The sequence below is a fragment of the Verrucomicrobium sp. BvORR034 genome, from assembly GCF_000739635.1.
In the GTDB taxonomy this organism is placed as follows: domain Bacteria; phylum Verrucomicrobiota; class Verrucomicrobiia; order Verrucomicrobiales; family Verrucomicrobiaceae; genus Verrucomicrobium.
This window is the reverse complement of sequence record NZ_BATQ01000050.1, coordinates 61,857-71,058: the sequence shown is the minus strand read 5'-3', so window position 1 is coordinate 71,058 and position 9,202 is coordinate 61,857. Positions and strand designations below refer to the sequence as shown.

Sequence of the window (9,202 nt, the reverse complement as noted above, 5' to 3'; positions counted from 1 at the left end):
ATAGGCCTCCACCTCGGCCACAGCAGGCACAGCATCCCCTGCCACCCGGCGGGATGGTTCTCGCTGTAACTTGAGTTCGCGCACCCCGGCCAGGGCAAAGGTGAACACGCGGTGACCGTCCCTCACCTCTTCAGAGATCATCTGTGCCCCGATAGCCGTCCCCAGTCCGGGCAGGCCATCCGAAAGCGGCAGCTTGACCCGCAGCACACTCGACACGGCCACAGGCAGCTTAAGAGTTGTTTCCCTCCATCCTTGCGGCATGGCGCGGGACACCGTCCCGGCCAGTTCATGAGCCCCCGGCTTCTCGATAAGGACACCACCGTCCTTCAGAGGCGCAGCGTGTCCATCGAGCATCCATTGACCGCCAGCGGCGTCCCCAAGTGCTATCTCGAGCGGCAGGATTCGCCAGTCCCCTTGAGTGGTCGCATGCAGCCTGCTGCTCACCACCACTTCGGTCTCGCGGACTTCCACCTCATGCAGCGCCAGGTTCACCCCTGCGGCGTCGCCTTTCACCCCCTCTTTTTCCTTTTCAGGACGGCGGGCCTCCTTGGCCAGGTCCCACAGCTTTTGAAAGGTGGCATAGTCGAGGTAATAACGCTCAGGTTGCTGCCCTTTCAACGGACGAGAGGCGTCAAACGGCACGATGACGGAATGCACCGCCGGATCCGATGGGAACTCCGGTTTTTCCTGTGCCCACAACCCGTGAACCACGGTCAGGCACAGAGCCCCGCCAAGAGCCAGCCTTCTAAAACTGAGTAGGGAATGGTTCATACCGCGAACTCCTTTCCGCGAATCTGCCGTGAAGACGGGACCGGCGTGCACCAGAGGAGGAATTTCCATAGAAGTCGGAGGACAAAGCCAAGGAGCCATCCCAGCAGGAGGGCATTGCAGGAAGGCAACAAGTTGGGAAACAACAGAGGAGGGACAAACGTGAGCAGCAGACACACGAACAGGGTGCTCATCCAGGGACGATCACGCCCGATCAACCGGAACGCCAGGGCTCCGAGGATCACCAGAAGGCTGGTGCGGAACAACTGCCAGTCCCACGACACGTAGTGGATAAAGAGCGGCTCCGCCTTTTGATTGCCTGAGAACTCCATGACTTGTCCGGCAGTGGGAAGTTCAAGCTCCACAGGAAGAATCCCCGCCTTGCTGGACTTGGCAAGTTTGGCGCGCAGCCTTTTCAAGGCGGCTGCGTTCATGGAATCAACAAAAGCCTCGACCTGATCCAAGTTCGCCTGGGTGTTGCGCACGATCAGTTGATTCGTAGCGGCAACGTAAACCGCCGATGCCCCTTCGGGGAGGTTGATCCCCTGGCTGGAGAGAACGTTGAGAGAAGTTGCTTTCCGCTTCAGAGTTGAAGACTCCAGATTGGGATTCGCAAAGGGGTCCACCGGACCGGTCCCATCGGCATCCAGGCGGAGGAAGTCATGCGGCACCTTGAAAGTCCGCGTGTACATCTCAGTCCCTGCATCCGACAGAGGTACGACCACCACAGCGAACGGCTCGATCTTGTACTTCATTCCAGCCAGTTCAGTCACATAGCGCAAAGCCTCGCTCATCGGCACATCCTTGAGATCCAGACTGATCTGCGCCGTGCTGGGTGTAGAGCCATGCTTCGCTATGAGATTGATGCCCTTTCTTGAAGGATCTCGCTCCACCGTGTCAAAGTCACGACTCTTGATTCGCAGAAACTCAAGGGCTTCTTCAATTGAGGCCCCTTGAAACTGGACTCGGGGAATGATGATCCTGTCCAACTTGTTGGTGAAGTAGCGACTGGCATCCGCACCCTCTCCATTTTGAGGCATTTCCGCGAATTCCTGCATGCGGAGATCATCCGCTATCCTGTCCACACGTTGGATGCTTTCCACAAAGGCCCCCACCTGATCCAGATTGGGCTGCGTATTGCGAGCCACCAACGCCTCCGACTCAGCATCGTAGGCGGCATTCGCCCCTTCAGGAAACTGAATGCCCTGGGCCTTCAGCAGATCCACCACTGAAACCAATCCTTTGGGCGGCAGCTCACTCTTGTGTCCGGTCATCTGACTCTGCCATTCAAGATAGTGCCGCAATGGAACTTTGAAGCGCCGCGTGTATTGCTCTGTGCCGACATCTGACAGGGGCACGATCTCGACATGGTCTGTCTTGATGACGTACTTGAAGCCAGCCAGTTCTGTCACGTAGCGCAGAGCTTCACTGAGGGGCACATCGGTCAGATCCAGGCTGATCTGCGCAGTGCTCGGAACGGTCGCCGATTGCACAACCATGCGCACCCCTTTTTTTGCTGGATCACTCTCGGTCGCCATCCGGTCCAGTTCGCCCATCGCGGCCTCCAACGAGGCTCCCGCGAAATGCACCTTCGGCAAGATGATCTGTTCGAGCTTCATCGTCAGAGCCTGAATGGCGGCAGCATTTTCTGGACGTTGGCTCTCGATCCACCAGTCGCCCTGCCCTTCCTTGGCCAAAGAACCGCCTCCTGGCATGAATTCGATAGATGCTGATTCAACATGCTTCACACCCGAACTCCAATAAGGCAGTGGGAGTTCATCCCAAAGGGTGGCCAGGAGGCTCTTGGGCGCATCTACAGGTTCCTCACCTGCTTCCAGTCCGCCTCCACTATGGTGCAGGGCGTAGCCATCTGGCACATGCACCTTCCACTGTGAGCTCAGCACAGGCACCCCTTCCAACACTGCAGGAGGTTCCAGAGGTGTCTTGCCCCATGAGCCCCAAGTGATTGGAGCCGTTTCATAGACCACCTTGGCCGATACAAAATCGGCTTCGGAGTTCAGCACTGGCAGAGGCACCCGCAACTGGTCGACGCCGCCAGCCTGCACGGGCTTCACAGGCCGATCCTGCACCAGGGTGCTCAACAGCACCGCCCCCTTGGGAAGCGCCAGCGAGAGGAACTGCCGGCCATTGTGCCGCAGCGTGTAGGTCACTTCGTGGCGTACCGGACCATTCTGGCCAATGATGCTCACCATACGAGCCTGCAACACGAGAGCCCCCGCAAGAGCGGCCGGTTTGTGACGTCTGGCCGTGATCTGGATGGAGTGTTCTCCACCGGTTGAACTGAAGGCAGCAATCACCCGATGTCTCGGCTGATAGCCAGACACCGCTGGAGGCCGCAGCGAGTCCAAGGGCTGCACGCCTTTTGTTTCAAACTCGATCTCCGTGTCCGTATTCGCCTCCACCACCCAGGCCGTGGTACGACGTCGGGCGCCGGGCGTGCCGATGTCCGGCAAGGCGGAGCGCAGGGACTGGCTGTCCCCATCTGTCGCAGGCAGGCTCATCCGGAACCGGACGCTCTCCGTGCCCAGCACTTCCTTCCGCAGCGTGAAGTGCCAGACGCCTGTCGCATCATCCAGCACCTGCTCCGCCACCAACAGAGACGTCACGCGGAACAAAGGCGCCAGCTTGGGATCCAGTTTTACATCGAACTTGCGAAGCGGAGCCCCATTCACCAGCAGCTCCAGCTGGCCCTCGATCTCCACCTGACGCGCCCGCGGCAGGGCATAGGCCGTCACCGCCACATCGTGCACGGGTGCGCGGCGGGAGATTTCGAACTGAAGCTGCCAGTCCTTCAGGCAATACCAGGCCATGCGGCCTTTCACCGGGGAGAGCCTGATGTCGCGAGCCTCCAGACCGGTCGTGGCGGTCACATTCACCTTCCACGACTCATCAAATGCCAGGGCCACATATCCCGTGGTCCGCGCTGAGCCAGGAACCTGAAGTCCGCTCAGGGCAAAGGCTTCGGTACCCGCACCTTCTGCGGCAGCTGTGCCGATCTCCTTGCGAGTCCGCACTACGAAGATCGCATCGGTTCCAGCCGCCAACCCACGGGGCCAAAACAACTCCAGAGCCTGCCCCACCTGTTTCCATTCCAGTGGAGCGGCACCGGTTGACTGAGCCCCCAGGAAGGTTTCCCCGGCTGGCAGTGTCACCGAAGCCCTTTCGGTAGTCCCCGCCTCACCATGAAGGGTGAGAGTCCGGGCAATAGCGGCCTCATGCGCGGACAGGATGACACTCGTGTCCTGATCCACGCTGAATCGATCCGGTGCGCGAGTCACCGTGATACCCGTCTTGGCAGGCGGCGCATCAAAGTCCATGGCCGCGACAAATTCCGGATGCTTGCGAATATCATGGTGAAGAGCCGTCGCCGCCTTGGCGTCCAGGCCAAACACCTCCGCTGATTCGCGGAGCACCGCGGGCCAAGTACCATCCGACACTTCCTGTCCAGGTGGGGAACTGCTTCGCAAGAGCTCATCGAACCTCACGTCCACTCCGGAACTGGCAAGGAGCACACAGCTCCATCCATCAAACAGACTTCCCCGCTCGTCCTTGAATACTGGCAGCGTGGCTTGCATCGATCCCGAGAGAGGCAGAACCAGGGGCTGCTCGAATCCGATCACGAGGCTCCGCACGGAACCAGGGAGCCCCACTTCTTCCACCTCCAGACGGTTCCCCTCCAACTTCCACCGGTGCTGACCGACGTCTGACCTTACTCCCAACACCTGTACTCCGGCAGGCACCTGAATGTGCAACCGGCCTCCTTCCATCTCAGGCAGCAGGGCATAGGTCAGCATCGTCACTCCCACCAGCTTGTCCGGGGTGAGCTTGCAAATCATCCTCCCACGCACGGCGGTTTCCCGGCCATCCCGACGGGTGGCATCCGACCTTTTCCAACCCACGGTGAACACACGCAGCTTGGATTTCAGGGCGTCGTTAAAGTTTGCGGAGGGCACCGAATAGCGCCCGGCATTTTCAACCGCGCGAATTCCCGCTTTGACGACTTCCCCACGATAGTCCACCGGTTGCCAACCCGCAGGCAGGTTCAATTTGACCACCGTGGACGAAGCAGTTGCCAATGCCGCCACAGGATACGTCAAGTCAAATCCGGGCTGCGGTGACGTCACCATGGCGAAGACGAACTTCAGCTCGTGCCGTCCCTCTCCTTCCGTGAGCACTCGCACACTCTCCTCACCGGCATGGATCATCACCGGACGCTGCGACTTCACATCGACCAGCTTCATGCTCGCGCCATCGCGCACCGGCAACGGCAGTTCAACCTCGCACCACCCTTTGCCCAGATTGTTGAGCACGTAGCGATATTCCACCTGCACGGTGGGCCCTTCGGGCGGCACCGTCACCTCCACACGCGCGTCTTCAACGGCGGTGGTCACCGGCGGCTCCGCACTCTCGATGGGCTTCACCTTGCCTGCATCGCGAATGAGCGCCTCGTACTGTTTGGCGTCGAGCATCACGGCATTCGGGTGCTTCTTGAGCACCTCCTCCAGGTGCTTGGTGGGCACCCACAGTTCCACTCGCGTGGCCGGGGTCACCAGAGCCTCCTCAGCGGAGACCCCCGTCACCAGAAAGGGGCTTGCAGGAAACAACGACGCCACCAGTGCGAAGCACCATGGACGCCGGAATGAATTCAGGCGGGTCATGTCAGGGTCCTCCACTAGGAGTTGCTCTTGCCATCATTCTCCGGGCTGCTGCCCTGGCCAGACGGGGATGGAGGCTCCACCTTGGGAAGCTCCGGCGCGACGGTCTCAGACGCAGCCGCCGACGGTGGCGCTGCGGGGGCAGACGTCACTGGAACAGGATTGGGATTGCTGGCCGGAGGTACGACAGCGGGAGGACTCAGCCGCTTCTTGAACATCTGAGCCCGGGTCTTGATCCGATGAATGACCCCGCAGACGAACCACAAGACCGCCACCAAGATCGCAGCCAGCACGGCTCCCTTGGCCACCTGCGCATTGGCAGCGCTGACCAGGCCGGTGACGAGCAGACCTCCCAGCCCGAACAGTACCAGGAAACGCAGCTTGTCCGGCAAGGGGTGATGCCAGCGGCGGAGTCCCAGCACGATGACTCCGAAGAACACCAGCGTCTCCAGGAAATAAGACCAGCCGCGCGAACGGTAGGAAATGTCTGTGGCGGCCGGTGCCCCCAGCCGATGCAGCACAAAATTGCGCCCCTGGGTCGGCACCTGGAAATCGAAGGTGCTGCGATGCTCCGCAGGAATGGCCGGTGCCGGAGTCCAGTCGCCCGAACTCTGGGTGAACTGTGGACCAAAGGCCGGCACCAGCGAGTTGACGATGCCGCGGAAACGGCCCCACCCACGCTCTTTCAGACTCAGAGTCATGGGTCCTTTGAACTTCGTGTACTCATGGCTCTCCGGCACAAAGAGCGCCTGCTGGGTCTGTAGCACCACTGCCACATCCGCCAGTGTGGGAGGCACAATGGAAATTCCCCCCATCCACCCCATCTTCTCTCCCGCCTTCGGGCTGGGGATTTCATAGACAAACCGCACCGGGAAGGCCGCGTTGCGCGCGGCGGCGCCCGAAGGGAGTCGCACCAGCAAATCATCCGAACCTTCCCGCTTCATGGGACGCTGGGACTGCGTGGCCACGAAGACATCGCTGACCAGCTTGGCCCCCTTGGGCAGTTGTACCGTGAGGAACTGACGCGCATTGTTCTTCAGCCAGTAGATGACCTCCGTGGTCTGAGCGCGATCCGTGGCCACCGCAGTGGTCAGCACGGCGTGAGTCACCACGGTCTGGGGCACTTCAATGTAGGCATTGCGTGCGACATCCAGCTTCAAGCTCAGCGGCTGGGTCTTGTACTTGAACGCCAGAAACACGCCTGCCTGCTGGAGCTGGTCATTCAGTTCCTTGGGGTCGATCTCCTCAAGATTCTCCGCCACCGGTTCGCGAATCTCCAGGCTGTCATCCTTCACCACCGCCACCTGACCGGTCTCCTGAAACACTCCCGGCACATGCACCTGCTGGAGCTCCACCTTCGCCGCCTCGCCGCCCGCACTGGGTTGCTCCAGGTTCAAGGTAATATTGAACACCCCCTGGCGCTCGTTGCGCAAGGTCACCTCCCACAGGGCATAGGCCTCCAGATTGGGCAGCAGAGGCGCCGCCCCCGCTGCCGCTGCGGGCGGCTGGTACTCCTTGTTCACCTCCTTCACCAGCGGATCCACCAGACGAAGCTCGGCGGCCGCCGACTTGGGCACCGCGAGAATGAACTTGTCGATCGCGGCGTACGCCACATCAAAGGCCAGCGTCCACTGGTGCAGCGTGGACTGCTCGCGGATCTGCGCCAGCGTCAGCACCTGCACGTTGACCTGAGGCGGCCGCTGTTTGAAGCCCAGCGTGGCCTGAGTCTTGACCGCATCCCGGTGGCGGAAGGCCAGCGTCAGCTCCCGATTCTCCGCCGTGGTCTCTTTGAAATTCAACAAGTTGACGTCTTCCAACCTCAGGTCCCCGATCTGTTTTGTGGTGGCCTCCAGGCTGGTGTGCACCACCACGCCGATCTTCGCTTCATACCGGTAGCCAGGTGTACTCAGGAAATAAGTCGGCACCACGAGGTCCTCGGTGGGAGAGGTCCGCAGCTTCTGGCCCTGCACGGTGAACTTGGTGTTCCCCAGGGTCTGCGAATCGAATCGCAGCACGAGGTGGTCTTTCTGCACCGCCGCACCATTGACAGTGACCGGCTGCTTCTCCACACTCCATTTTTCCGGCGGCACTCCTACTACTTCCCAGCCAGTCCATCCATCAGGCAAAGCCACGCGCGCCTCAAAAAGGCCCACTCGACGGATGTTGTAGGCGAACTCTGTCACCAGTTTCGAGCGATCCCGGTCCACCATGAAGCGGCTCACACTCTCGACATCCACCTGAGCCACAGCCGGCACCACACCCACCTGGAGCTTCGCGGGATGCTTGAGATACCGGTACGCCGCCACATTCACGAGCCCTTCCGCTCCGGCTCCCGCAGCGGTCTGTTGAATAAGGCCGTCTCCCGGTTTGGGAGTCACGTCCAACTGGGGCTCTGCCAGAACGGCGATCTCGCCACGATCCTGCACCGCTCCTTCCACCACGATGTCCGGCACCACTGCGTCGGAAGGCAGTTTGGGCAGGGGTGACTCCAGCGCCACGGTGCCGCTCCACTTGTCCTTGACCGGCGCGTTCGTGGAAACAATCAACTGCTGACGGTCGCCCTTCACCTCCAGCTTCCACTCTTTGACATCGGTACCCGTCACATTCAGCACCTCCTGCCCAGCGGGCACGCTGAATTTCAACTCGCTCACAGGAGCCCGCAGGATCCGCAGATCCACTGCAGCCTTGGAGGCCACCGATCCCCCCCGCACCTCACTGGTCACCTTGGTCTGCGCCAGGATCAGCGGTGCCAGCGCCGTGGCTGCCTCGGTCTTGCTCCACGTCACCCCAAACTGAGTTCCGTTGCCAAAGAAGAAGGACAACTCCGTATCCTCACCCACAGGCCGGGAAGTGAAGGCCGCGGCAGGCTTTACCTCAAACTCCCAGCCCTTTCCCGGCACCACCACTGTGAATCGGGACACGGCTGCCGTCGGCAGTCCCAGCGGGACGGTAAATTTTCCTCCTGCCTTCGCGACGGGAGCATAGAACTTGAGCTTGAGCTCATACACCCCTTTGTCCGGCACAATCACGTCGTACCCGTCCGGCTTGCTGGAGAGCACCGCCTTGCCTGCCTCCGCATCGCCCACCGCAGAGAGCTTGCCGCCTTTGGCCAGCGGAATGGTCAACCAGCCTTTCTTAAAGGACTCCACGGTGATTTTTGCCTCCACGGCGAGGAGATCCCCCTCCACCTTGCCTGTGTACTCTGCCCGGGAGACAATCCCCTCCTGCGGGGGTTTGGTTTCCTCCTCCGTCCGCTTGAGGTTCAGTTCATTCCAGAGTTCGAGGAACTCCTTGTACGGCAGAAACACGCCCTTCCCACCATCGGTGAAGACCTTCTGCAGCTCCGTGTACGGCACGTAGATCGTGCGTTCCCTCTCGCGAACTGGCACCCCAGTGTTCTCTGGTGGCTTGGGTGGGGCGGGGGGCGGCATCACCACCGGGGGCGGCGTCGGCACGGGCACAGGCGCTGGCGGCGTCACCACCGGGGGCGGAATAGGGGTCGGCACGGCCGGGCTCGGCGGAGCAGGATCCTGAGCCGTCAAAAGACGACCCATCGTGAAAACTGCCATCAGGACGGGGAGGAAACGACGCGACTTCATGAGGGGGTGGGCGGGAGCGGCGGGCACTTCAAAATGCAGGACACCTGCATATTTGGCTGAAAACCTACAAAAATCCCTGATGCATGACAAGGTTCTCGGTGAAGAACCCGGCTGTCACACGTCACAGGCCTGGCAACCCGCATCACGCTACAGCTGCCC

Annotated in this window: 3 protein-coding genes; all 3 read right to left on the bottom strand. The window is 60.9% G+C overall.

Features of this window, described 5'->3' with window-relative positions:
- Positions 1 to 771, bottom strand: a 771-nt coding sequence (locus BV034_RS09775) for a hypothetical protein (RefSeq protein ID WP_265592820.1), incomplete at its 3' end; no start/stop codon positions are given.
- Complete coding sequence (locus tag BV034_RS35890; RefSeq protein WP_265592819.1) at positions 768 to 5,447, bottom strand: hypothetical protein; 4,680 nt, start codon at positions 5,445 to 5,447, stop codon at positions 768 to 770. The genes BV034_RS09775 and BV034_RS35890, both read right to left, overlap by 4 nt.
- A gap of 14 nt (positions 5,448 to 5,461) precedes the next feature.
- A complete protein-coding gene (locus tag BV034_RS09765) occupies positions 5,462 to 9,043 on the bottom strand; it encodes a hypothetical protein (RefSeq protein WP_050026498.1) in 3,582 nt (1,193 codons plus the stop codon).
- Positions 9,044 to 9,202: the final 159 nt, after the last annotated feature.

Excerpts from the sequence above, each read along its gene's own strand:
- BV034_RS35890 (WP_265592819.1), bottom strand. The coding sequence starts at position 5,447 with ATGACCCGCCTGAATTCATTCCGGCGTCCATGGTGCTTCGCACTGGTG.
- BV034_RS09765 (WP_050026498.1), bottom strand. The coding sequence starts at position 9,043 with ATGAAGTCGCGTCGTTTCCTCCCCGTCCTGATGGCAGTTTTCACGATG.